General features: G+C 71.4%; 23 protein-coding genes. 12 read left to right on the top strand and 11 right to left on the bottom strand.

The features are described from left to right. Positions 1-6: 6 nt before the first annotated feature. The gene (locus tag BU204_RS00420; RefSeq protein ID WP_075123461.1) at positions 7-1,743 is read right to left on the bottom strand and encodes a gamma-glutamyltransferase family protein; all 1,737 of its coding nucleotides are present in this window, start codon (positions 1,741-1,743) and stop codon (positions 7-9) included. 139 nt (positions 1,744-1,882) lie between these two features. On the opposite strand from BU204_RS00420, the gene BU204_RS00415 reads away from it, so the two are divergent. Further along, positions 1,883-2,164 (top strand): metal-sensitive transcriptional regulator, encoded by a 282-nt coding sequence (locus tag BU204_RS00415; RefSeq protein ID WP_075123460.1) that lies wholly within the window; start codon positions 1,883-1,885, stop codon positions 2,162-2,164. 164 nt (positions 2,165-2,328) lie between these two features. Here the strand turns inward: BU204_RS00415 and BU204_RS00410 are convergent, their stop codons facing one another. Next, positions 2,329-2,964 carry an alpha-ketoglutarate-dependent dioxygenase AlkB gene (locus BU204_RS00410; RefSeq protein ID WP_075123459.1) on the bottom strand — a complete coding sequence of 212 codons (636 nt, stop codon included), beginning with the start codon at positions 2,962-2,964 and terminating at the stop codon, positions 2,329-2,331. A 123-nt stretch (positions 2,965-3,087) separates the two neighbouring features. Between BU204_RS00410 and BU204_RS00405 the strand changes: the two genes are divergently transcribed. From BU204_RS00405 to BU204_RS00390, 4 genes are read left to right on the top strand one after another with little or no spacing between them, the layout of a single operon-like run. Further along, entirely contained in the window at positions 3,088-4,431 is a 1,344-nt protein-coding gene (locus tag BU204_RS00405) for an NAD(P)/FAD-dependent oxidoreductase (protein ID WP_075123458.1), read from the top strand. Between the two features lie 35 nt (positions 4,432-4,466). Beyond that, positions 4,467-5,015, top strand: a complete 549-nt coding sequence (locus BU204_RS00400) for a type 1 glutamine amidotransferase domain-containing protein (protein ID WP_075123680.1) — start codon at positions 4,467-4,469, stop codon at positions 5,013-5,015. Further along, positions 5,015-5,983, top strand: coding sequence for an LLM class F420-dependent oxidoreductase (locus BU204_RS00395; RefSeq protein WP_075123457.1), 969 nt, complete (start codon positions 5,015-5,017; stop codon positions 5,981-5,983). The genes BU204_RS00400 and BU204_RS00395 overlap by 1 nt, the downstream gene beginning before the upstream one ends. Positions 5,984-5,987: 4 nt before the next feature. After that, complete coding sequence (locus tag BU204_RS00390; protein WP_075123456.1) at positions 5,988-6,548, top strand: GNAT family N-acetyltransferase; 561 nt, start codon at positions 5,988-5,990, stop codon at positions 6,546-6,548. On the opposite strand, the gene BU204_RS00385 is transcribed toward BU204_RS00390, so the two are convergent. After that, entirely contained in the window at positions 6,532-7,659 is a 1,128-nt protein-coding gene (locus BU204_RS00385) for an L-talarate/galactarate dehydratase (protein WP_075123455.1), read from the bottom strand. The genes BU204_RS00390 and BU204_RS00385 overlap by 17 nt on opposite strands. A 114-nt stretch (positions 7,660-7,773) precedes the next feature. On the opposite strand from BU204_RS00385, the gene BU204_RS00380 reads away from it, so the two are divergent. Together BU204_RS00380 and BU204_RS00375 are read left to right on the top strand one after the other, a co-directional pair. Next, positions 7,774-8,097, top strand: coding sequence for a DMT family transporter (locus BU204_RS00380; RefSeq protein ID WP_075123454.1), 324 nt, complete (start codon positions 7,774-7,776; stop codon positions 8,095-8,097). Continuing rightward, on the top strand, positions 8,094-8,654 hold the full coding sequence (locus BU204_RS00375) for a TetR/AcrR family transcriptional regulator (protein ID WP_075123453.1): 561 nt from the start codon (positions 8,094-8,096) through the stop codon (positions 8,652-8,654). Before BU204_RS00380 ends, BU204_RS00375 begins: the two co-directional genes overlap by 4 nt. Here the strand turns inward: BU204_RS00375 and BU204_RS41815 are convergent. From BU204_RS41815 to BU204_RS00365, 3 genes are all read right to left on the bottom strand, one after another. Beyond that, a complete protein-coding gene (locus BU204_RS41815; protein WP_269844624.1) occupies positions 8,623-8,751 on the bottom strand; it encodes an MFS transporter small subunit in 129 nt (42 codons plus the stop codon). The genes BU204_RS00375 and BU204_RS41815 overlap by 32 nt on opposite strands. A 2-nt stretch (positions 8,752-8,753) precedes the next feature. Beyond that, positions 8,754-10,193: an OFA family MFS transporter gene (locus tag BU204_RS00370; protein WP_075123452.1), complete on the bottom strand. Its 1,440-nt coding sequence runs from the start codon at positions 10,191-10,193 to the stop codon at positions 8,754-8,756. Positions 10,194-10,392: 199 nt separating this feature from the next. Next, the gene (locus BU204_RS00365) at positions 10,393-11,316 is read right to left on the bottom strand and encodes a LysR family transcriptional regulator (RefSeq protein ID WP_075123451.1); all 924 of its coding nucleotides are present in this window, start codon (positions 11,314-11,316) and stop codon (positions 10,393-10,395) included. 140 nt (positions 11,317-11,456) lie between these two features. Between BU204_RS00365 and BU204_RS00360 the strand changes: the two genes are divergently transcribed. Next, entirely contained in the window at positions 11,457-12,494 is a 1,038-nt protein-coding gene (locus BU204_RS00360) for an isoaspartyl peptidase/L-asparaginase family protein (RefSeq protein ID WP_075123450.1), read from the top strand. A 10-nt stretch (positions 12,495-12,504) separates the two neighbouring features. Here the strand turns inward: BU204_RS00360 and BU204_RS00355 are convergent, their stop codons facing one another. The 3 genes from BU204_RS00355 to recQ all read right to left on the bottom strand — a co-directional run bounded on the left by BU204_RS00355 (position 12,505) and on the right by recQ (position 16,300). After that, complete coding sequence (locus BU204_RS00355) at positions 12,505-13,722, bottom strand: M50 family metallopeptidase (RefSeq protein WP_075123449.1); 1,218 nt, start codon at positions 13,720-13,722, stop codon at positions 12,505-12,507. A gap of 164 nt (positions 13,723-13,886) precedes the next feature. After that, the gene (locus BU204_RS00350) at positions 13,887-14,081 is read right to left on the bottom strand and encodes a hypothetical protein (RefSeq protein WP_075123448.1); all 195 of its coding nucleotides are present in this window, start codon (positions 14,079-14,081) and stop codon (positions 13,887-13,889) included. Positions 14,082-14,473: 392 nt separating this feature from the next. Beyond that, positions 14,474-16,300 (bottom strand): DNA helicase RecQ, encoded by a 1,827-nt coding sequence (gene recQ, locus BU204_RS00345; protein ID WP_075123679.1) that lies wholly within the window; start codon positions 16,298-16,300, stop codon positions 14,474-14,476. 149 nt (positions 16,301-16,449) lie between these two features. On the opposite strand from recQ, the gene BU204_RS00340 reads away from it, so the two are divergent. The 4 genes from BU204_RS00340 to BU204_RS00325 are packed head-to-tail and all read left to right on the top strand — an operon-like array spanning position 16,450 to position 19,655. After that, entirely contained in the window at positions 16,450-16,860 is a 411-nt protein-coding gene (locus tag BU204_RS00340) for a YciI family protein (RefSeq protein WP_332888563.1), read from the top strand. A 13-nt stretch (positions 16,861-16,873) separates the two neighbouring features. Next, positions 16,874-17,302, top strand: coding sequence for a YciI family protein (locus BU204_RS00335; protein ID WP_075123446.1), 429 nt, complete (start codon positions 16,874-16,876; stop codon positions 17,300-17,302). 42 nt (positions 17,303-17,344) lie between these two features. Further along, on the top strand, positions 17,345-18,607 hold the full coding sequence (locus tag BU204_RS00330; RefSeq protein WP_075123445.1) for an RNA polymerase sigma factor: 1,263 nt from the start codon (positions 17,345-17,347) through the stop codon (positions 18,605-18,607). Between the two features lie 46 nt (positions 18,608-18,653). Further along, positions 18,654-19,655 (top strand): LacI family DNA-binding transcriptional regulator, encoded by a 1,002-nt coding sequence (locus tag BU204_RS00325; protein ID WP_075123444.1) that lies wholly within the window; start codon positions 18,654-18,656, stop codon positions 19,653-19,655. On the opposite strand, the gene BU204_RS00320 is transcribed toward BU204_RS00325, so the two are convergent. Together BU204_RS00320 and BU204_RS00315 are read right to left on the bottom strand one after the other, a co-directional pair. After that, positions 19,652-20,503 carry an aldo/keto reductase gene (locus BU204_RS00320; protein WP_075123443.1) on the bottom strand — a complete coding sequence of 284 codons (852 nt, stop codon included), beginning with the start codon at positions 20,501-20,503 and terminating at the stop codon, positions 19,652-19,654. The genes BU204_RS00325 and BU204_RS00320 overlap by 4 nt on opposite strands. Positions 20,504-20,549: 46 nt before the next feature. Further along, positions 20,550-21,434 carry a 2-hydroxy-3-oxopropionate reductase gene (locus BU204_RS00315; protein WP_075123442.1) on the bottom strand — a complete coding sequence of 295 codons (885 nt, stop codon included), beginning with the start codon at positions 21,432-21,434 and terminating at the stop codon, positions 20,550-20,552. Positions 21,435-21,508: the final 74 nt, after the last annotated feature.

Here is a 21,508-nt window from a genome sequence, read left to right as displayed (position 1 = left end):
CGGCCGTCAGCGGCCGGTCGCGTACCCCTGCATCCCCCGCGGGTTCGCCGCCGCACGCAGCAGGCCGGTCGCGGTGTCGCGGGAGATCGCCGACATCCGGCCGAGCGACCAGGGCTCGGCCACCACGACCTCGTGCCCGCGCCGCCGCAGCTCGTCGAGCACCGAATCGTCCACTCTGGACTCTATGACCAGTTCGGCTCCGGTCGCCCTGGGGTAGAAGGAGCTGGCGAACGCGGCCGTGTGCCAGACCGGTGCGTCGATCGCCTCCTGCAGGTTCATGCCGTACGCGGCGTGGTTGAGGAAGAACCCGAGCTGCCACTGGTCCTGCTGGTCGCCGCCGGGGGTGCCGAACGCCAGGACCTGTCCGTCCCGTACGGCCATCGACGGCGAGAGCGTCGTGCGCGGGCGCTTGCCGGGGGCGAGCGAGTTGGGCAGACCGTCCTCGAGCCAGAACATCTGCGCCCGCGTGCCGAGGCAGAAGCCCAGGCTCTCGATGGTGGGCGAACTCTGCAGCCAGCCACCGGAGGGTGTCGCGGACACGGCGTTGCCCCAGCGGTCGACCGCGTCGATGTGGCACGTGTCGCCCCGGTTGGTGCCCATCGGGGACAGCGTCGGCTCGCCGATGCCCAGGCCGGTCGCCGCGACCCGGTCGCCCTCGGTGACGAAGCGCGGCAGCCGACCGAGGCCGGGGCGCAGCGGCTCCGCGGCGTGCTCGGTGAGCAGCGCCGCCCGGCGGGCGGAGTACTCGGGGGAGAGCAGCTGGTTCAGCGGCACGTCGGGATGGTCGCCGTAGGCCGCGTCCCGGTCGGCGAAGCACAGCTTCGCCACCTCCACGACCAGGTGGATCAGCTCGGCGCTGCCCGGCGGCGGCAGCTCACCGGCGGCGGCGAGCGTCGCGAGCTGCTGGAGCAGCACGGGCCCCTGGCTCCACGCGCCGGCCTTGCACACCCGCCAGCCGAACGCCTCCAGGCTGACCGGCTCCTCGTAGGTGGGTCGCCAGGCGGCGAGGTCCGCTCCGGTCAGCAGGCCGGCGTGGCGGGCACCGGAGTCGTCGAGCAGCTCGGTGCGGCAGAAGGCGTCGATCTCCTCGGCGACGAACCCCTCGTACCAGGCGCGGAGCGCGGCGTCGAGGCGCGCCTCCCGGCTCGGCCCGACCGCCTCGGCCACGAGCCGCAGGTAGGTCCGCGCGAGCGGCGGGTTGGTGACGAGCTCGCCGGGCCGGGGAACGGGCAGCCAGCGCCGTGCCGAGGTCGGCCAGTACCTGGTGAACAGCTCCTCCACGGTCCCGATCGTGGCGACGACCGCCTCGGCGACGGGGTGGCCGCGCTCGGCGTAGCCGATCGCGTAGCCGAGGATGTCGCCGAGCTCCATCGTGCCGTGGTCGCGCAGGAGGGTGAGCCAGGCGCCGATCGCGCCGGGCACGGTCGCCGCGAGCAGGCCGGTACCGGGGACGAGCTCGAGCCCCTCGGCGCGGAACCGCGCGGCGTCGGCGGCCGCGGGGGCGACGCCCTGCCCGGAGAGCACGGTCGGCTCGTGCCCGGCGGGTGCGAGGATCAGCGGCACCTCGCCGCCAGGCCCGTTCATGTGCGGCTCGACGACGTGCAGGGTGAACCCGGCGGCAGCGGCGGCGTCGAAGGCGTTCCCGCCGTGCTCGAGGACCGCCATGCCGGCCGCGGAGGCAAGCCAGTGGGTGGACGCGACCATGCCGAACGTGCCGGCCAGCTCGGGACGAGTGGTGAACATCGGCTCCCGTTCCGTACCTCGAGGTTCCCCCGCCGACGTTAACAGCGGCGGGTAGGGTGCGCCTCGCGGACGTGCGCATACGTACCCCCCTCGGGTATGCTGGGCGGTTGGGCGATCGGGACGTGGGAAAGGGACTCGGATGCGGGGTTACACCAGCGACAAGGACGGCTACCTGAAGCGCCTGCGCCGCATCGAGGGCCAGATCCGCGGCCTGCAGCGCATGGTGGAGAACGACGAGTACTGCATCGACGTGCTCACCCAGATCTCGGCGGCCACCAAGGCCCTCCAGGCGGTGTCGCTGGGCCTGATGGACGAGCACCTGCGCCACTGCGTGGCCCAGGCCCTGGCCGACGGCGGCAAGGACGCCGACGAGAAGGTCCGAGAGGCCAGCGACGCGATAGCCCGCCTGGTCCGTTCCTGACCCCCTCGGTCAGACGGCGCGGTTGACCTGCTCCTGGGTACGGCGCCGATCCTCGAACCAGCCGCTGCCGGGAACGACGGCTGGCCCTACGCGCTACCCCCGGACTGACCGCAGCTCGGCACAAATCCTTCGCCCTCAAACCCCCCGCAACCCCTGGAAACCAGTCACCGCACCCCACGCGGCCGGAACTGGACAGAGATCCTCGCCCCCACCGGCTTGGCCGTCTTCGGAACCGCGTGCTCCCACGTCCGCTGGCACGACCCACCCATCACGATCAGATCCCCGAGCCCCAGCGCGTACCGCACCGTCTCCCCACCCCCACGCGGCCGCAGCAGCAGCGCCCTCGGTGTCCCGACCGACAGGATCGCGACCATGGTGTCCTCGGTGCTCCCTCTCCCGATCGTGTCGCCGTGCCATGCCACGCTGTCGCGACCGTCGCGGTAGTAGCACAGCCCGGCCGTCCGGAACGGCTCGCCGAGTTCGGCGTGGTAACGCTCGGTCAGTGCCTCTCGCGCGCTGTGCAGGATCGGGTCCGGCAGCTCGTCCCGTTCGCCGTAGAAGCGCAGCAGGCGGGGGACGTCCACCACCCGGTCGTACATCTGGCGTCGCTCGGCCTGCCACGGGACCCGCTCCACCAGCCGCTCGAACAGCGTCGTCGCGCCGGTCAGCCAGCCGGGGAGCACGTCGACCCACGCGCCGTGGGCCAGCTCGCGGCGCCGGACGGCCGTCAGGGGGCGTAGGGCGACCTCCTCGACGTCGTCGAGGTCGTCGAGGAGGGAGGTCTGGACGCCGGGGCGCATGTCAGGGAGGCTACACGCTTTTCGAACACCTGGTCGGTGGTGGTGTGACGTGCGTGAGGAGGACGGTTGACGGGTCCCGGTGCGGGTACGTCCGCGCCCGATCCACGAGGAGAGGGAGACGATATGACCACTGACGGCCGACGGCGACCGAGGGTCGTCGTGGTGGGCACGGGGTTCGCCGGGTACTACTGCCTGCGTGCGCTGGAGCGCCGCCTGCCGCCCGAGACCGCGGAGCTGTGCGCGGTCAACCCCACCGACTACATGCTCTACGTCCCGCTGCTGCCCGAGGTGGCCGGTGGCATCCTCGACCCCCGGCGGATCGCCATTCCACTGCGCACCAAGCTCAGGCGCACCCGGATGGTGCTCGGCAACGCGACCGGGATCGACCTGTCGAACCAGACGGTCACGGTGTCCAACGTAGAGGGTCGCACGACCGAGCTGGAGTGGGATCGGCTCGTCATCACCTCCGGCAGCGTCACCCGGCTGCTCTCCATCCCCGGCGTCGCCGAGCACGCCAAGGGGTTCAAGTCCATCGCGGAGAGCGTCTACCTCCGCGACCACGTGCTGCGCCAACTGGAGCTCGCCGAGCAGACCGACGACCCCGTCGAGCGGCGGGAGCGCACCACGTTCGTCGTCGTCGGTGCCGGGTACACCGGCACCGAGCTGGTCGCCCAGGGCAAGGAGCTCACCCGGCAGGCGCTGCGCCGCCACCACGGGCTGAGCGAGGGCGACATCCGCTGGATCCTCGTCGACATGGCCGACCGCCTGCTGCCCAACCTCAGCGAGCGGCTCTCCGGTCCGGCACGGGAGATCCTCGAGCGGCGCGGCGTGGAGGTCCGCCTGAAGACCAGCGTGAGCGAGGTCACCGACACCTGCGTCCGGCTCACCGACGGCACCGACATTCCCACCAGGACCGTCGCCTGGTGCGTCGGGGTGCGTCCGGACCCCCTGGTCGAGCCGCTGAACCTGCCCTCGACCAAGGGTCGCATCGACACCGACACCTACCTCCGCGTCTCCGGCCACCCCAGGGTGTTCGCCGCCGGCGACGTCGCGGCCGTGCCCGACCTCGCCCAGCCCGGGGAGGTCACCGCGATGACCGCGCAGCACGCCCAGCGGCAGGGGAAAGTCGCCGGGATCAACGTCGCCGCCTCGCTCGGGGTCGGCCGGTCCCGGCGGTACAAGCACCGCGACCTCGGCTTCGTGGTCGACCTCGCCGGCACCCAGGCCGTCGCCGACCCGCTGCACGTTCCGCTGCGCGGCTTCCCGGCCAAGGTGGCCACGCGTGGCTACCACCTGGCCGCCATGCCGGGCAACCGGTTGCGGGTGGCGTTCGACTGGACGGCCGACCTGTTGACGCGCCGCCAGGTCGTCCATTTCGGACTTGTGCCGGAGGAGGGGATCAGTCTCGCCGCGAGCGACGGGCAGGTCCCGGCCGTGCGGGGTTTTGCGCCCAAGGACGCCGGGTAGTCGCGAGGCGAGAACCGAAGAGGGAGTGATGCGTGATGCCCACGATCGAGGGCAAGAGGGTGGCGTTCCTCGCCACCGACGGAGTCGAGCAGGTTGAGCTGGACCAGCCGTGGCAGGCGGTCTCCGAGGCCGGCGGCCGGCCGGAGCTGGTCTCGCTCGAGGCCGGCGAGATCCAGGCGTTCAACCACCTCGACAAGGGTGACCGCAAGCAGGTGGACACCACGGTCGACCAGGCGAACCCGGAGGCGTACGACGCGCTCGTGCTGCCCGGCGGCGTGGCCAACGGGGACTTCGTGCGGGCCGACGAGCGCGCGGTGAAGTTCGTCAAGGACTTCGTGCTCTCCGGCAAGCCGGTCGCGGTGATCTGCCACGGCGGCTGGGTGCTGGCCGAAGCCGACGTCGTGCGCGGGCGCACGATGACCTCCTGGCCCAGCCTGAAGACCGACCTGCGCAACGCCGGTGCGACCTGGGTCGACAAGGAGGTCGTCACCGACCAGGGCCTGGTCTCCAGCCGCAACCCCGGCGACCTGGACGCGTTCTGCGCCAAGGCCGTCGAGGAGATCGCCGAGGGCGTGCACGCCTGATGGTCGCCTTCGGCTACACGCTCATGACCGAGCAGGCCGGACCCCGGGAGCTGGTGCGCTTCGCCGCCGAGGCGGAGCGCGCCGGCTTCGACTTCGAGGTCATGAGCGACCACTACTTCCCCTGGCTCGACGAGCAGGGGCACGCGCCCAACGCCTGGAGCGTGCTCGGCGCGGTGACCCAGGTGACCCAGCGGGTTGGCCTGATGACCTACGTCACCTGCCCGACCATGCGCTACCACCCGGCCGTCGTCGCCCAGCAGGCGGCGACCGTGCAGCTGCTGTCCGGCAACAGGTTCACGCTCGGGCTCGGCGCGGGGGAGAACCTCAACGAGCACGTCGTCGGGCGCGGCTGGCCGCCGGCCAACCAGCGGCACGAGATGCTGGCCGAGGCGATCGACATCATCGGCGCCCTGTTCGACGGCGGGTACGTGAACTACGCCGGAAAGCACTTCCAGGTCGACTCGGCGAAGCTGTGGGACCTGCCGGACCTGCGGGTGCCGATCGCGACGGCGGTCTCCGGCGCGCAGTCGGTCGACCGGTTCGCGCCGCTGTCCGACGCGATGGTCGCGGTGGAGCCGGACGGGGAGCTGTGCGAGCGCTGGGACGGCATCCGCAAGGACTCGCCCAAGATCGGCCAGCTCCCGGTCTGCTGGGACCCTGACCGCGACGCCGCAGTTCGCCGCGCCCACGAGCAGTTCCGCTGGTTCGCCGGCGGGTGGAAGGTCAACGCCGAGCTGCCCGGCACCGCCGGCTTCGCCGCGGCCACCCAGTTCGTGACCGAGGACGACGTCGCGGAGAACATTCCCTGCGGCCCCGACGTCGACCCCATCCTGGCCGCCGCGAAACCGTTCTGGGAGGCCGGCTTCACCCACCTGGCACTCATCCAGATCGGCGGCGACCACCAGGAGGGCTTCTTCGACTTCGCCCGCGACCAACTTCTACCCGCCCTACGGGACGCGGCACACTAGCTGGATGGTCTGGACTGCTCGACCGATCGCGACCGCGCGGTTGGTGTTGCGGCCTTTCGTGCTCACCGATCTCGAGGACGTGGTGGCCTACCAGTGCCGCGCCGACGTGACGCGGTACCTCGTGTGCGGGCCACGCTGCCGCGCCGACGCCGAGCGGTCCGTACGTCGGATGACGAGGGAGACCGAGCTGTCCCGGGACGGGGACAGCGTCGACCTCGCCGTGGAGCTGGGCGGGCGGGTGATCGGACAGGTCGACCTCGTCCTGCTGAGCGTGGAGCACGGCCAGGGCGAGATCGGCTACATCCTCCATCCCGAGCACCACGGCCGCGGGTACGCCGCCGAGGCGGCGGAGGAGATGCTCCGGGTGGGCTTCGAGGAACTCGGGCTGCACCGGATCGTCGCGCTCTGCCATGTCGACAACCGCGCCTCGGCGGCGGTCGCCCGGCGCCTCGGGATGCGCCGCGAGGGTCACTTCCTCCGGTGCCGGCAGGTGGGCGGGGTCTGGCGGGACGAGTTCCTGCACGCGGTGCTGCGGGACGAGTGGCTGGTCAGGTCGTCTCGGTGAACTCGATGTGGTCGGTGGTCCAGGTGGCCACCTTCTCGGTCAGCGTGAGGCCGAGGCCGGGGCGGTCGGGCACCACAACCCGTCCGTCCCTGACCTCGAGCCGTTCGTTGAACAACGGCTCGAGCCGGTCGACGTGCTCGACCCACGCCGTGCCCGGGTAGGCCGCCGCCAGGTGCACGTGGACCTCGGTGGCGCAGTGCGGGGCGAGCGAGAGTCCCTTGTGGTCGGCCAGCGCGGTGATCCGCTGGAACGGGGTGATCCCGCCGACCCTGGGCGCGTCGGGCCGGACGTAGTCGATCGCGCCGCTGACCATGAGCTGCCAGTGCTCCTCGGCGCTGGTGAGCATCTCCCCGGTCGCCACCGGGGTGTCCAGGGTGGCCGCGAGCGCGGCGTGGCCCTCGGCGTCGTGGGCGTCCAGCGGCTCCTGGAGCCACCCCAGGCCGAACCGCTCGAGCACCCGACCGGCACGCAGCGCCGTCGGCCGGTCCCACTGCCGGTTGACGTCGACGACCAGCGGCACGGCGTCCCCGAGCCGCTCCCGCAGGACCCGGAGCCGGTCGAGGTCCGCGCCCAGCTCCGCCTCGCCCAGCTCCACGGTGATCCCGCCGATTCCGGCGGCGAGGGCGCGCTGGGCGTTCTCGACCACCTCGGCCAGCGGAGCGGACGGCGAGCCGACGGCGCCCTGGTAGCAGGGAACGGCGTCGCGGTGCGCTCCGAGGAGCTTGGCCAGGGGGAGACCGGCCCGCCGGGCCTTCAGGTCCCACAGCGCGATGTCGATCGCCGCGATCGCCTGCACTGCCAGGCCGCCGCGGCCGACAGACGCGCCGGCGCGGACGAGCTTCTCCCAGATCCGCCCGGTGTCGCTGGGGTCCTCGCCGAGCAGCAGCGGGGCGATCTCCTTGGCGTGCGCGTAGAGGGCCGGGCCGCCGGCGCGCTTGGCGTAGCTGAACCCGATGCCACCGCCGCCGTCGACGGTGCCGACGCTGGCGAAGAGAAACGCCACCTCGGCCATCGGCAGGTGCCGGCCGGTCACCCCCTTCTCGTCGGCGCTCGGCGCGGCCAACGGCAGGAACACCAGGGAGAGCTGGATCCGGTCGATGCGGTCGGGCACGCGTCGTCTCCTCGTGGGGTGGGGTGCTCCGTTCTACTCCCGTCCGACCCGGTGTGCCCAGATCCCCGCTGATGTACATTTGTACATGTACAGATGTACAGAACGGAGGGTCCCGTGGGATACGTGTTCCTGCTGGTCGCCATCACCCTCGAGGTGGCGGCGACGAGCCTGCTCAAGGCCACCGAGGGGTTCACCAGGCTGTGGCCGACGCTGGGCTGCCTCGCCGGCTACGCGGGCGCGTTCGCGATGCTCGCGCTGGTCGTCCGCGAGGTGCCGGTGGGCGTCGCCTACGCCATGTGGTCCGGCATCGGAACGGCGGCGATCGTCGCGATCGGCGTCCTGTTTCTCGACGAGTCCATCGACCTCACCAAGGTCGTCGGCCTGCTGCTGGTGATCGGCGGCGTCGTGACCCTCAACCTGGGCGGGGCAGCGCGATGACCGCCCGTCGTGACCCCGACGGGCGGCGGGAGGCGATTGTGCGGGCCGCCGTCGAGACCATCGCGGAGGTGGGGCTGGGGCAGGTCACCCACCGTCGCATCGCGGCCAGGGCGGGTGTCCCGCTCGGCTCGACGACCTACTACTTCCCGACGCTCGACGACCTCGTGGCCGCGGCGTTGCGGGAGGGGACGGAGGCGGCCAGGGCGCTGCTCGAGGACTGGGCGGAGGCGCTGACCGTGAGCCCCGACCCGGCCGCGACCCTGGTCGAGCTGGCCGAGCGGTACCTCGCCGACTGGGACCGGGCGCTGCTCGAGTACGAGCTCTACCTGGCGGCGGCGCGCACTCCCCGGCTGCGCCCGGTCGCGGCGCTGTGGACCGACGGCCTGCGCGGCATCTGCGCGCGCTTCGCCGGACCGGCCAGGGGGTTCGCCCTGGCGGCCCTGGTGGACGGGGCGATGCTGCAGGCGCTGGTCGCCGGCGGGCCACTGGAGGCCGAAACTCTGCGGGCCGGCGCCGACGCGCTGCTCAGCCCCCGAACAGCGGCAGGATCGACTTGATCGTCTGGTATAGCGCGTAGACCAGCGGGACGCCGACGATCACCCACGAGACGACCAGGCGGGCGGTCTGGCCGCCGGACGCGGAGGGCTGGGTCATGCCTACCTCCTCCCCGAGGGAGTCTCGTCCGTCGAGGGCCGCTCCTGGGCGGCCTCGGCGAAGGCGTCGGTGTGGCCCGCGGCCTCGTGGAACCGCGCGGCCACCGGCCGGACGAGCAGGTTCGCGACGAAGCCGACGGCGAGCACGCCGACCATGGTGAACAGCGCCGGCCGGTAGTCGGCGGCGACCAGCTCGCCCGGTTTGCCCTGGGCGTCGAGGAAGCCGTTGATGATCAGCGGTCCGGCGATCCCGGCCGCGGACCAGGCGGTCAGCAGTCGGCCGTGGATGGCACCGACCTGGTAGGTGCCGAACAGGTCGCGCAGGTAGGCCGGAACGGTGGCGAAACCGCCGCCGTAGAAGGAGAGGATCACCGCCGCCAGCAGCACGAAGACCGCCGTCGAGGAGTGGCCGGCCACGGCCAGCAGGAAGTAGAGCACCATGCCGACGCCGAGGTACATGACATAGGTCGGCTTGCGACCGATGAAGTCCGATGTGGACGACCAGACGAACCTGCCGGCCATGTTGAAGATGGACAGCAGGCCGACGAACGCGGTGGCCGCCGTCGTGGCCACGCTGGACTCCCCACCGTCGCGGAAGAAGTCCTGGATCATCGGGCTGGCCTGTTCCAGGATGCCGATGCCGGCTGTCACGTTGCAGAACAGGACGGTCCAGAGCAGCCAGAACTGCGGGGTCTTGATGGCGTTGGCCGCAGACACGTTGGCGCTGGTGACCAGCGGCTTGGCGGTGACCTTGGCCGGGTCGAAACCCGCGGGGCGCCAACCGGGGGCGGGCACCTTCACGTTGAACACGCCCAGCATCATCACCAGGAAGTAGGCCACGCCGAGGGTGAGGAACAGCTTCGCCACCGCGTCACCCGAGGCGACCGAGGAGGCGACCGAGGCGTCGTAGTTCGGGTCGTAGAAGGACATCAGCTGGCGGGACAACGGGGAGGCGACCAGCGCGCCGCCGCCGAAGCCCATGATCGCCATCCCGGTCGCGAGCCCCGGGCGGTCCGGGAACCACTTGATCAGCGTCGACACCGGGGAGATGTAGCCGATGCCCAGGCCGATGCCGCCGACGAACCCGTAGCCGAGGTACACCAGCCAGAGCTGGCTGGTGGCGATGCCGAGCGAGGCGATGAGGAACCCGGAGGCCCAGAAGCAGGCGGCGGTGAACATCGCCGCCCGCGGGCCGACCCGCTCGACCCAGGTGCCCATCACCGCCGCGGAGACGCCGAGCATGACGATCGCGATCGAGAAGATGATGCCGATCGCGGTCAGGCTCGTGTCGAAGTGCGCGACGAGCGCGTTCTTGTAGACGCTGGTCGCGTAGGCCTGGCCGATGCACAGGTGGATGGCCAGCGCCGCGGGTGGGATGAGCCATCTGCTGTAGCCGGCGTCGGCCACCGTGTGTTCGCGATCGAGGAACGACAGCGCCGCCAAGACGCACCTCCGTGTGCTGTCCGGATCCTCCGGGTCGACCGGTACGTCCAGTGTGGACCGCCGCGTCGAGGGGTAACGAGGACCGTACTGAGCGGGGTGGTTGAAGGTCAAAACACTCTGGTTTATCGACCGATAAACCGCTCTTATAACCGCAGTGCGGGGGCTTGCCGAGGCAACGTCACCGTCCCAGCTCGCGAGATCAGCTCAGGTGCCGGCGCATCAGCCCGTCGAGCGTCGCCTGCACGTTCACCCGGTGGGCCGTGTCCAGCAGTGCGCGGGCCAGCATCGGTTCCGGGTCGCGGTCGGCGAGGACCAGACCGACCTGGTACTCGCGGCGGGGCCGCTTGAGTGGGACCACCTTCAGCCCGTCGGGGACGCCGAACACGTGCAGCCAGGCGTGTGCGATGACGCTCGACCACCGCCGCGTCCCGACGTGGGCGTAGATCGCCGAGATCGTGTCGGCCTCGACCGAGGGTGTGACGGTGACGCCTGCCTCGGCGAAGGCGCGGTCGAGGATCCGGCGGTTCTGCATCACCGGCGAGAGCATGCACAGCGGTGTCTCGGCGAGCTCCGCCCAGCCCACCGTGTCCCGGCCGGCGAACTCGCCGTCGGCGGCGGTCAGCAACAGGTACCGCTCCCGGTAGAGCGGAACGACCCGGACCGTCCCGAGCGGCTCACCGTCTACATAGGTCATACCGATGTCGAGGTCGAACTCGGCGAGGCGTTGGACGATCTCCCGACTGGACAGCGACTCGATCGACACGCGTAGCTGTGGGTGCTGGTCGGCCAGCGGGGTGGTGAGCAGGGAGGCGAGCGTGATGGCGGTGGGTATCGCACCGATGCGGAGCACGCCGGACAGACCGCCGCGCATGCTGGCCAGCTCGTGGCGCATCGCGTCCTGCTCGGCGAGGATGCGGTGCGCCCACAGCAGGACCTGCCTACCCTCCGGGGTGAACCCCTCGAACCGCTGTCCCCGCTGCACGATCTGCACGTCGAGCTCCGCCTCGAGCTTGCGGATCGCCGCGGAGAGCGCCGGCTGGGAGACGTGGCAGGCCTGGGCCGCCCGCCCGAAGTGCCCTTCACGCGCCAGCGCGCTCAGGTACTCCAACTGGCGCAGCAGCATGGTCAACAGATACCCGCTAAGTCGCCGCAGGTAAAGGACCGGGCAGCGACGCTGCGCCGTCCGGGTAGCGGTGTTTGCGGTGGGTGTCGGGACCGTTCGAAGGTGGGTGGTGGAAGTCCGTCACGCTCCGAGGAGGTTCGATGGCCACCCGTCATCTCGTCGCCGTCCTGGTGGCCGGCACCGTGTTGGGTCTGTCCGGTTCCGCCGCCGGCGCGGAGCAACCGCCGCCGGGCGGCTCGGTGGTCCGGGACGTGGTGCTGGCCGTGCACGGCGGGGCTGGCTCCCTGCCGCGCGGCAGCATCAGCGCGGAGCAGGAACGCGCCTACCGCGACGGGCTCGCCGCCGCGCTGCGCACCGGTTACCGGCTGCTCGAGCAGGGGCGCCCGAGCCTCGACGCGGTCGAGGCGGCCGTGCGCGTCCTCGAGGACGACCCGAACTTCAACGCCGGTCGCGGGGCGGTGTTCAACACCGACGCCGAGCACGAGCTGGACGCCTCGATCATGAACGGGAAGGACCTGAGGTCGGGGGCGGTCGCCGGCGTGCACAACACGAAGAACCCGGTGTCGCTGGCCCGCATGGTCATGGAGCGGTCCCCGCACGTGATGATGGCCGGGGTCGGTGCGGACACCTTCGCCCTGCGCAACGGCGTGCCGTACACGACCCAGGACTACTTCTTCACCCAGCGCCGGTGGGACGCGCTGCTGGAGGCGAAGGAGCCCGACGCGGCGGGAGCCGAGCCCCGGGAGGGCGGTGGCACGGTGGGCGCGGTGGCGGTGGACCGGGCGCGGGACGTCGCGGCCGCCACCTCGACCGGCGGCCTGACCAACAAGCTGGTCGGCCGGGTCGGCGACTCGCCGATCGTCGGTGCCGGCACCTACGCGAACAACCGCACGCTGGCCATCTCGTGCACCGGTACCGGTGAGGTGTTCATCCGGGGCGTGGCCGCCTACGACGTCTCGGCCCTGATGGAGTACACCCGGGCGCCGGTCCAGCGCGCGGCGGCGAAGGTGATCAACGAGAAGATCCCCGCACTGGGCGCCACCGGCGGTGCGATCGCGCTGGCCCCGAGCGGGGCGCTGGCGACACCGCACAGCACGGCCGGCCTGCTCAACGGCTACATCACCCGGGACGGCCGGATCGTCACCCGGATCTACAACGACGAGACACCGGCCGGCTGAGGCGTCGGGGTTACTGAGTGATGCGGATGGGGTTCACGATGTCGGCGGTGACGGTCAACAGCAGGACCGCGCCGCCGACGAGGACCAGGGCCATGGTGACCGTCGAGAGACGGGAGTAGTCGACGGGCGCCGCGGTCGTCTGGCCGCGGCGCTCACGCAGCCAGTTGCGCACGCGCTCGTACCAGGTGACCGCGATGTGGCCGCCGTCGAGCGGGAGCAGGGGCAGCAGGTTGAACACGCCCATGAAGAAGTTCAGCCCCGCCAGCAACAGGAAGAACAGCTGCCACAGCCCGGCCTGCACCGCCTCCCCGCCGATGCGGCTCGCGCCGACCACGCTCACCGGCGTGTTCGGGTCGCGTTCGGCCCCGAAGATCGCGCTGACCACGGCCGGGATGCGTTGCGGGAACTCGACCAGGCGCTGGAAGGTCTGGGCGAACATGTCCCCGGAGAACACGGCCGTGGCCGGTAGCGCGGCGAGCGGGCCGTAGTCGAACGACCTGGCCGCCGACACCCCGGCCACGCCGACGGTCACGGTCTCGGCCGTGCCGTCGGTCGTGGTCGCGGGACGCAGAACTGTCGGCACGTCGACGGTGACCGAGAGGCGCTCCTCGCCGCGGCGGACGTCGAACACCGTCGGGCCGCTGGAGCCCCGGACGGCGGTGACCATCGCGGTCCAGGTCGGCGTCGGCGTCCCGTCGACCGCCACGATCTCGTCGCCGACCTGGATGCCCGCGGCCTGGGCCGGGCCCACCGACCCGGGCGGGCAGGTCGGGTCGGTGATCTGCTTGGTGGTGCTGGCGTCGGTCACGCACGCGGCGGTCCCGGCCACCACCGGCCGTTCGGCCAGGTTCGGCAGGCCCATCGAGACGGCCAACGCGTAGAGCAGGACGAAGCCGAGCACGAAGTGGGTGACCGGGCCGGCGAGCATGACCGTGGTGCGTTTCCACGTCGCCTGCCGCCACATGGCCCGCCGCTCCTCGTCGGGAGCCAGCTCGTCCATGGTGGTCATGCCGGCGATCTCGCAGTACCCGCCGACCGGCAGCCACCGCAGGCCGTACTCGGTCTCCCCGCGCCGGAAGGAGAACACCTTCGGGCCCATGCCGACGAAATACCGCCGCACCTTCATCCCGAACGCCTTGGCGGCGACGAGGTGGCCCGCTTCGTGCAAAGCCAGCGACAGGCACACCCCGAGGACGAACAGCAGGACACCGACGACGTAGGCCAGCACGCGGATCCCTTCCCAGCCGGACAACCCGGCCAGACGGTGTCACCTCCAGGGTGAAACCCGCGTCTGGTGGGACGGGACGAAGCACAGGTCGCGGTCGTCGCGGATGGTGCGCATGATGGCCTCCTCGGCACTTCTGGTGGGTGTGATGTGGGGGGCGGGAAGGGTCACTCGGTCCGGTCCAGCTCCTCGGCGAGGATCAGGTCGATCTTCGCGGAGGCGCGCCGCAGCGCGCGTCGTGCGCCGAGGAACAGGGTGACGCCGGCCAGGACCACCGCGACCGGGACGACGATGACCCATGGCGCGCCGTGCCAGGTGGCAAGCGCGGCGGCCAGGCTCACGACTCCCAGCAGTGCCGCCATCCCCGCGACGGGGTAAGCCGGCCGGTTCGAAAGGGCGGCTGTCGGCATTCGGGAGTGGGGTGGCATGACGTCGCTCCGGAGGGGTGACCAATTCGGCTGAATCCGGGAATCTATGACGGAGTGTAACGGGTTGCGCTGGTGACGGTCATTCGATCGCTGGGGCGTGATCCTCCGTTACGAAACAGCTGGTCAGGCGTTTGCATCTACACTCGGTAGCAATTTCTGGCACATCTCGCGATATTGGTTACGGGATGTGATTTTTCACGGTTCAATAGTGAAGGTGGTTCACTTCTGGATGGTGTTCCGATTGGGTCACGTCTATCTACTGTAAGGATTTTTCGCCGAAAAACACCACTCCACAGGGTGGAAGTGGGGCGAGAAAGAGTGACGCCTCAGGCCGCGAGCGTGTCGAGGATCTGCTGCCCGTACTTCGCCAGTTTGTTCTCCCCGACCCCACTCACCGTGCCCAGCTCGTCGAGCGTGGCCGGCGCCTCGGTCGCGATCTGGCGCAGCGTCGCATCGTGGAAGATCACGTAGGCCGGAACTCCCTGCTCCTTGGCCGTGGCCGCCCGCCACGCCCGCAGGCGTTCGAACACCGGCCTGGCCTCCGCCGGCAGCTCCGCCTCGGCGGCCGCGGCACGCCGCGTCGACCCACGCACCGCGCGCTTGGCCTCGGTCCGCAGCCGAACCTCCCGGCGCCGGCCGAGCACCTCCGCGCTCGCGTCGGTGAGCACCAGCGTGCCGTGCTCGCCCTCCACGCTGAGCAGGCCCTGCGCCAGCAGCTGGCGCACCACGCCGCGCCACTCGGCCTCGGACAGCTCGGTCCCCACGCCGAAGACGGTCAGCGACTCGTGGTTGTGCTGGCTGACCTTGGGCGTGGTCTTGCCGAGCAGGATGTCCACGACGTGCCCGACGCCGAACTTCTGGCGGCGCTCGCGGTCGAGCCGGTACACCGTCGACAGGACCTTCTGCGCGGCGACCGTGCCGTCCCAGGACTGCGGCGGGGACAGGCAGGTGTCGCAGTTGCCGCAGGGCTCGCTCGCCTGGCCGAAGTAGTTCAGCAGCTGCACGCGCCGGCACTCGACGGTCTCGCAGAGCGCCAGCATCGCGTCCAGGTGCACGCCGAGCCGCCGCCGGTGCGCGTGGTCGCCCTCCGAGGAGGCGATCATCTTGCGCTGCTGCACCACGTCCTGCAGCCCGTAGGCGAGCCAGGCCGTGGAGGGCAGCCCGTCCCGGCCGGCGCGGCCTGTCTCCTGGTAGTAGCCCTCGACCGACTTCGGCAGGTCGAGGTGCGCGACGAAGCGGACGTCGGGCTTGTCGATCCCCATCCCGAAGGCGATCGTCGCCACCACGACCAGGCCGTCCTCGCGCAGGAACCGTGACTGGTTGCGCGCGCGGGTGCCGGCGTCCAGGCCCGCGTGGTAGGGCAGCGCCTCGATTCCGTTCTGGCTCAGGAACGCGGCGGTGCGCTCGGTCGAGGCCCGCGACAGGCAGTAGACGATGCCGGCGTCGCCCTTGTGCTCGCTGGTGAGCAGCTCCAGCAGCTGCTGCTCCGGCTTGTTCTTGGCCACGATCCGGTACTGGATGTTGGGGCGGTCGAAGCTCGAGACGAAGTGCCGCGCGTCCTCGAGGTTCAGCCGGCCGGCGATCTCCCGGCGGGTGGCCTCGGTGGCGGTGGCCGTGAGCGCGATCCGCGGCACGCTCGGCCACCGTTCGTGCAGCGCCGACAGCGCGAGGTAGTCGGGGCGGAAGTCGTGGCCCCACTGCGCCACGCAGTGCGCTTCGTCGATCGCGAACAGCGCGATCGTCCCCCGGTCGAGCAGGCGCAGGGTGGACTCGACGGTCAACCGCTCCGGGGCCAGGTACAGCAGGTCGAGCTCGCCGGCGAGGAACGCCGCCTCCACCACCCGGCGCTCGCCGAGGTCCTGGGTGGAGTTGAGGAAGCCGGCCCGCACGCCGAGCGCACGCAGGGCGTCGACCTGGTCCTGCATCAGGGCGATCAGCGGGGAGACGACGATGCCGACACCCGGGCGGACCAGGGCCGGGATCTGGTAGCACAGTGACTTCCCGCCGCCGGTGGGCATCAGCACCAGCGCGTCCCCGCCGCCGGCCACGTGGTCGATGATCTCCTGTTGGTTCCCCCGGAAGGCGTCGTAGCCGAACACGCGGCGCAGCGTGTCCACGGGCGTCGGGGTCGCGGGGAGAGTCACGGCGCAGATTCTAGGGGCGGGGTCCGACCGTCCCCGCGAGTCACCGCGGTCGCGGTTCCGCACGAAAAAAATCCTGGCGAGTGTGTCGAAGGGCGTCCCGGCTCTTCGACGCTAGGTTGTCGCCGGATGAAGCGAAGGAGAGGGACGACGTGCGTTTCATGATCATCCGCAGGGCGGACGAGCACACCGAGGCCGGTGAGCCGGCCAGCGAGGCTCTGGTCGATGCCATGTCCAGGTACAACGAGGAGCTGCTCAAGGCGGGCGTGCTGCTCGACGCGACGGGGCTGCACCCCTCGTCGAGGGGCGCGATCGTCGAGTTCAGCGGTGGTCGGACCGCCGTCATCGACGGCCCGTTCACCGAGGCCAAGGAGCTCATCGCGGGCTACACGATGGTGCGGGCGGACTCGCTGGAGGAGGTCGTCGAGCTGGTGAAGCGGTGGCCGACGCTCGACGGCGGCGGCAACGTCGACCTCGAGATCCGGCAGGTGGCCGAGCCGGAGGACTTCGACGTGCGGCCGGAGCTGATCGAGCGGGAACGCGAGCTGCGCGCCCGGACCGGTGGGAACTGAGAGGAGCGAGGCGATGCGGTTCATGGTGATCGTGAAGGCCGACGAGAGCGATCCGGACGCCTTTCAGCCGTCGGAGGAGGTGCTCGAGGCGATGGGGCGCTACAACGAGGAGCTGGTGAAGGCCGGCGTCATGCTCGCCGGCGAGGGGCTGCATCCCACGTCGAAGGGTGCCCTGGTCCAGTTTCGGAACGGCCGGCCGACGGTCGTCGACGGCCCGTTCAGCGAGGCGAAGGAGGTCGTCGGGGGGTTCTGGGTGCTCGAGGTCACCTCGCGCGAGGAGGCACTCGAATGGGTCAAGCGGATCCCCGCCGACCCGAACGCGACCTCGCGTGTCGAGGTCCGGCAGCTGCTCACCGACGACGACTTCGGGGCGGCGATGACCGACGAGCTCCGCGGGCGGCACGAGCGGATGCGCGAGCACATCGCCGACCAGCAGAGCTGATCCCGCTTGCCGCGTTTCCCGCTGACCTGCTCTGATGGGGTCGTGGCGACGCTGGAGGCGAACCGGACGGTCGAGGCGGTGTGGCGGATCGAGTCCCCGCGCCTGATCGCCGGTCTGACCAGGATGGTGCACGACGTCGGGCTGGCCGAGGAGCTCGCGCAGGACGCGCTGGTCGCGGCGTTGGAGCAGTGGCCGGAGTCGGGCGTTCCGGACAACCCGGGCGCCTGGCTCATGGCCATCGCCAAGCGTCGGGCGATCGACCAGTTCCGGCGCCGGGAGACGCTGGAACGCAAGGTCGTCGAGCTCGGCCGCGACCTCGAGCGGCGGGAGCCGCCCAACGCCGAGCCCGACTTCGACGCGATCCACAGCACGATCGACGACGACCTGCTCCGGCTGGTGTTCATGACCTGCCACCCGGTGCTGTCCACCGAGGCCAGGGTGGCGCTGACCCTGCGGCTGCTCGGCGGTCTCACGACCGAGGAGATCGCGCGCGCGTTCCTCACCCCGGAGCCCACCGTGGCACAGCGGATCGTGCGGGCGAAGAAGACGCTGGCGAAGAAGAACGTCCCGTTCGAGGTCCCGTCGGGCGGGGAGCTCGCGGAGCGGCTCGCCTCGGTCTGCGAGGTCGTCTACCTGGTGTTCAACGAGGGCTATGCCGCCACCGGCGGCGCAGACTGGATGCGACCGTCGCTGTGCGAGGACGCCATGCGGCTCGGCCGGATCCTGGCCGAGCTCGCCCCCGCCGAACGCGAGGTGCACGGGCTGGTGGCGCTGATGGAGATCCAGGCCTCGCGGTCCCGGGCGCGGACCGGTCCGGCGGGGGAGCCGGTACTGCTGCTCGACCAGGACCGCTCCAGGTGGGACCGGCTGCTCATCCGGCGAGGGCTCGCCGCGCTCGAGCGCGCGGAGCGCCTGCCGGGGGAGCCGGGACCCTACGAGCTGCAGGCCTCGATCGCCGCCTGCCACGCCCGCGCCAGGACGGCGGAGGAGACCGACTGGGCTCGGATCGCGGCCCGCTACGCGCGGCTCGTGCAGCTCGTGCCGTCACCGGTGATCGAGCTGAACCGCGCGGTGGCGATGTCGATGGCGTTCGGTCCGGAGGTGGGCCTGGAGATCGTGGACGGGCTGGTCGACGAGCCCTCGCTGCGCAGCTACCACCTGCTGCCGACCGTGCGCGGGGACCTGCTGGCCAAGCTGGGGCGGCATGCCGAGGCCCGCGAGGAGTTCACCCGGGCGGCCGGAATGACCCGCAACGAGGTCGAGCGGCGTCTGCTGCGCGACCGCGCGAGGCAGTCGACGGGGTGAGCCGGTGGTCGTACGGGGAGGGGCGGTGGCGGGCGGCCCGCCGGGGATGAAGGACGTCGCCGCGCTGGCCGGCGTGTCGGTGGGGACGGTGTCCAACGTGCTCAACCGGCCGCACCTGGTCAGCGCGGAGACCACGCGCCGGGTCCAGGAGGCGATCTCCGAGCTCGGCTTCGTGCGCAACGAGACCGCCCGCCAGCTGCGGGCGGGGCGCAGCCGGACCATCGCCTACGTGGTGTTGGACGCGGGGAACCCGTTCTTCCACGACGTGGCGCGCGGGGTCGAGGAGGCGGCCCGCGCCGAGGGCGTCGCGGTCTACCTCTGCAACAGCGACCAGGACCCGCTGCACGAGCGCGAGTACCTCGAGCGGCTGCGCGAGCAGCGCGTCCAGGGCGTGTTGATCACGCCGATCGACCCCGCCGGGGAGCTGCTGGCCCAGATGCCCGACAGCGGCACCCCGGTCGTGCTGGTCGACGCGCACTCCGGCGATGCCTCCCGCTGCTCGGTCGCCGTCGACGACGTGCTGGGCGGCCAGCTCGCGGCCACCCACCTGCTGGAGTCCGGGCACGAGCGGATCGCCTTCGTCGGCGGGCCGCTGTCGGTGCCCCAGGTGCGCGACCGACACCGCGGCGCGTGCCGTGCGCTGGCGGAAGCGGGTCGGGCGGCCGAGGCGCTGGTGGTCCTGGAGACCGGTGCGCTGCAGGTCGCCGAGGGCCGGCTGGCGGGTGAGCGGCTGGCCGCCCTGCCCGCCGAGCGCCGGCCGACCGCCGCGTTCTGCGCGAACGACCTGCTCGCGCTGGGCCTGCTGCAGGCGATGACCCGACTCGGCCGGTCCGTACCGGCCGACCTCGCCGTGGTCGGCTACGACGACATCGTCTTCGCCGAGGCCGCGGCGGTCCCGCTCACCTCGGTCCGCCAGCCGCGGGAGCTGCTCGGCCGCACCGCCGTCCAGCTGCTGTTCGAGGAGGCCGCCGCCGAACCCGGCCACGTGCACCGTCAGATCCGCTTCCGCCCGGAACTCGTCGTCCGCGCCTCGACGGACGCCGGCTAGGCGTTGTCGAGGCGGGCCAGCTCCTCGTCGGTGAGGGTCAGTTCGGGGGCGGCGGCGGAGTCGCGGATGGTCTCGGGGCGGGAGGAGCCGGGGATGGGGATCACCACGTCGGACTTCGCGAGCATCCAGGCCAGGCACACCTGCTGCGGGCTGACGCCGTGGTCGCGGCCGACCTCGGCGAAGGCGTCGAACCGGGCGCCGAGCTCGCCGGCGCGGGAGATGCCGCCCAGCGGGCTCCAGGGCAGGAACGCGATGCCCATCTTCGCGCACAGCTCCAGCTCCGGCTCGCTGGAGCGGAACGCCGGGGAGAACTGGTTCTGCACGCTGACCAGCCGTCCACCCAGGATCTCGTCGGCCTGCCGAATCTGGTCGGGGGTGGCGTTGGAGATGCCGGCGTAACGGATCTTGCCCGCGTCGAGCAGCTCGCGCACCGCGCCGATCGAGTCGGCGTAGTCGACAGTCGGGTCGGGGCGGTGGAACTGGTAGAGCCCGATGGCCTCCACACCCAGCCGGGCCAGGGAGGCCTCGCAGGCGCTCTTGATGTGCTCGGGCGAGCCGTCGACGGTCCACGACCCGTCACCCGGCCGGAGGTGGCCGCCCTTGGTGGCGATGAGCACGTCGCCGCCGTGGCCGGCGATCGCCTCGGCGAGCAGTGTCTCGTTGTGCCCGACCTCGTCCGCGTGCAGGTGGTAGGAGTCCGCGGTGTCGAACAGGGTCACCCCGGCGTCCAGCGCGGCGTGCACGGTCGCGATCGACCGCTCGCGGTCGGGTCGTCCCTCGATGGACATCGGCATCCCGCCCAGGCCGATGGCGCTGACCTCGAGGTCGCCGATACGGCGAGTCCGCATGCTTTCTCCATTTCGCCAAAAGAACAAATGTCTACAGTAGAATATCCTAATCGGACGAACGGCCGCAGAGTCGCTCGACGCCGAGCAACAGGGCGGAGTGGTCCAACTCACCCAGTCCCTGCGCCCTGGCCGCGGCCATCAGCTGCGCGACGACCGCGCCGAGTGGGACCACCACCCCGGCCTCCCGCGCGGAGTCGACCACGATGCCGAGGTCCTTGTGGTGCAGGTCGACCCGGAAACCGGGGGTGAACTCCCGTGCCAGCATCCCGGTCGCCTTGCGCTCGAGGACGGCACTTCCAGCCAGCCCGCCGGACAGCACGCGTACCGCGGGCTCCAGCTCGACAGCCTGAGCGTCCAAATAGGTCAGTGCCTCGGCCACCAGCTGGATGGTGCCGGCGACGATCAACTGGTTGGCAGCCTTCACCGTCTGCCCAGCGCCGGCCGGTCCCACGTGGACGACTGTCGCCCCGAGCACTTCCAGCAGTGGCAGCGCGGCGTCGAAGTGCGCGCGCTCCCCGCCCACCATGATCGAGAGTGTGCCGTCGACGGCGCCCTGCTCGCCCCCGCTCACCGGGGCGTCCAGGGCGCGCAGCCCGGCCTCGCTCGCGCGTTGCGCGACCGTTCGTGCCGTGGCGGGGGCGATCGTGCTCATGTCGACGAGCAGGGTGCCGCGTCCGGCGGAGTCCAGGACACCCTCCCGGCCGAGGACGACGGCCTCGACGTCCGGCGAGTCCGGCAGCATCGTGATGACCACCTCGGCCCCGCGCACCGCCTCGGGCACCGAGCCGGCCGCGGTGCCCCCGGCGTCGGCGAGCTTGCCGCGCTTGGCCTCACTTCGGTTGTAGCCAACCACTTCGTGGCCCGCACGGACGAGGTTCTTCGCCATGGGAAGGCCCATGATGCCGAGGCCGACGAACGCGATCCGGGTCATGGCCGAACCGTACCTCCGCTCCGCGCGGGCGGCTCGTCGCGGCCTCTCCACGTCGCGGGAAACGTTGACGCTGG

Source organism: Actinophytocola xanthii, assembly GCF_001921205.1.
In the GTDB taxonomy this organism is placed as follows: Bacteria; Actinomycetota; Actinomycetes; order Mycobacteriales; family Pseudonocardiaceae; genus Actinophytocola; species Actinophytocola xanthii.
The sequence above is the reverse complement of the archived record's forward strand: the minus strand, read 5'-3'. Positions and strand labels throughout refer to the sequence as shown.